Raw genomic sequence first — 2,426 nt, 5'->3', positions numbered from 1 at the left:
TGTAGTTTTGAAGATACAGTGAAAACCAGCTAGGTGATAGCTGGTTTTTTTGTGTGCAAAAATCTATAGAAAGGAATGTCTGAAACTTCTGACCATTTACATAGAAAATTATAGAAAGTGGGATTAAAAATATATTGTCTTGCAGGAAAATGGGTTTTAAAATTATAAGCAAAATTTATAGAATCTATTAATCCTCTAAAATAATACATCTTAATCCAGCCCATCAGAGTGTGAAATCATGCTGAACTGTCTTAAATGCATTATTTACGAGGACTGCTATAATAGAAGCATATATGGGAGGGTTTTTCATGAAGATTTATGTAAATGTAAATGCTGGTCATGATGGTAATGGTACAGAACAGATGCCGTTTCGTCATATTAATGATGCAGCAAAAATTGCACAGCCGGGGGATGAAGTTTGGGTAGCTCCTGGAGTTTATCGGGAATATGTAGATCCTGTTCATGCGGGTAGAGAGGATGCCAGAATTACTTACAGGAGTGTAGAGCCTCTTGGGGCAGTTATTACCGGAGCAGAACGAATTCAGTCATGGGTTCCTTATAAGGAAAACGTATGGGTATGCCGTGTTGCGAACAGTCTTTTTGGCAACTATAATCCATATACAACTATGGTATATGGAGACTGGTATTTTGCTAAAGCTGACAAACATACAGGATGTGTATATCTTAATAACCGAGCACTTTATGAGGCTGGAAGTGTAGAGGAATGTATTAAAGCCGAGGTTTATGAGTGTAGTTGGGTTCCGGAGGAATCTACTTATAAATGGTACACAGAACAGGATCAGGAAAAAGATGAGACAGTAATTTATGCGAATTTTCATGGAGCAGATCCAAATGAGGAAAATGTAGAAATTAATGTACGCCGTGAATGCTTTATGCCATCAAAAACAGGTGTTGGATATATCACAGTCAGTGGTTTCGTAGTTACAAAAGCAGCAACTACCTGGGCGCCGCCTGCAGCTTATCAGGATGGCATGATCGGGCCTCACTGGAGTAAAGGATGGATCATTGAGGACTGCGAAATTTCTAACAGCAAATGTGCAGGAATTTCTCTTGGAAAATATTATGATCCGGAAAATGATCATTATTTTACTAATAAATATGTTAAGAGTCCAACTCAAATGGAAAGAGACGCGGTATGCCGTGGACAGTATCATGGCTGGCTTAAGGAAAAAGTAGGAAGTCATATTATCCGCCGAAACAATATCCACCACTGTGAGCAGGGTGGTATTATCGGGCGTATGGGTGGTGTATTCAGTATTATTGAGGATAATCATATTCACCATATCAACAATATGATGGAATTGGGCGGAGCAGAAATTGCCGGAATTAAAATGCATGCTGCAATTGATGTTATTATGAGAAGAAATCATATTCATCATTGTACTATGGGAATCTGGTGTGATTGGGAAGCTCAGGGTACACGACTTTCTCAGAACCTGCTCCATGACAATCAGCGTCCGGCATTTGCTAAACAGTTGAAAGGTGGTATGATGTGCCAGGATATTTTTGTTGAAGTAGGTCATGGTCCTACTCTTATTGATAACAATATCCTTTTATCAGATGCCAGCCTGCGTTTTGCTACTCAGGGTGTTGCTATGGTACATAATCTGATCTGCGGTGCTTTAACTTGTGTAGGCGAAGGAACCAGTTGGCGTTATACACCATATCATATGCCTCATCGTACAGAGGTTATGGGATTTATGACTATACTTCATGGAGATGATCGTTTCTATAATAATATTTTCGTCCAGAAATGGCCTTCAGAAGATTTTATTACAATGCATGATTCTGATGATGGATTTGATTCTGAAAACAGAAAAGTCGGAACCTGGATGTTTGATGAGTATCCAACATATGATGAATGGATTTCACAGTTTGATTTTACAAAACCTGCAGACATGAAGAAACTGGAATCAGTTCATTTTGATCATTTACCGGTATGGAGTGAAGGAAATGTTTATCTTAATGGTGCAAAGGCATGGAAACATGAGAAAAATGGGTTCGTTTCTTCTGAGAATGTGAAGGTAGAATTAACAGAGAAAGACGGAAAATATTTCCTGGATACAAATATATATGAGATTCTTAAAGATTTCTCCGGACGTATGATCAATACAGAAGTTTTGGGAAAAGCTTTTGAGCCGGAAGAATTCTTCGAAAATCCGGATGGAACACCGATAATATTTGATACCGATTACTTTGGAGGACACAGAGGTGCCAAGGTAATTCCCGGACCTTTTGCAGAGAAGGAAGACGTTGGGAAAAACGTTAATATATGTACTGCATTTTAAACGAATTAAGTAAGTTATCGGATACAATTGTGAATCTACGCCTGAGTGAGCAGTAATATAATTGTTACTGTTCACACACCACTATTCCGCGAGGTGTTTTGGCATGAATATGCCAAA

1 protein-coding gene is annotated in these 2,426 nt (G+C 38.6%); it reads left to right on the top strand.

The window, feature by feature from the left end; all coding sequences use genetic code 11:
- Positions 1-308: 308 nt before the first annotated feature.
- Positions 309-2,309, top strand: coding sequence for a right-handed parallel beta-helix repeat-containing protein (locus LJE09_RS16950; RefSeq protein WP_118633916.1), 2,001 nt, complete (start codon positions 309-311; stop codon positions 2,307-2,309).
- Positions 2,310-2,426 lie beyond the last annotated feature (117 nt).

The organism is Blautia sp. DFI.3.45, assembly GCF_020593505.1.
GTDB lineage: Bacteria > Bacillota > Clostridia > Lachnospirales > Lachnospiraceae > Blautia_A > Blautia_A wexlerae.
Note: the sequence above shows the minus strand (reverse complement) of the source record. Positions and strands in the feature narration are given on the sequence as shown.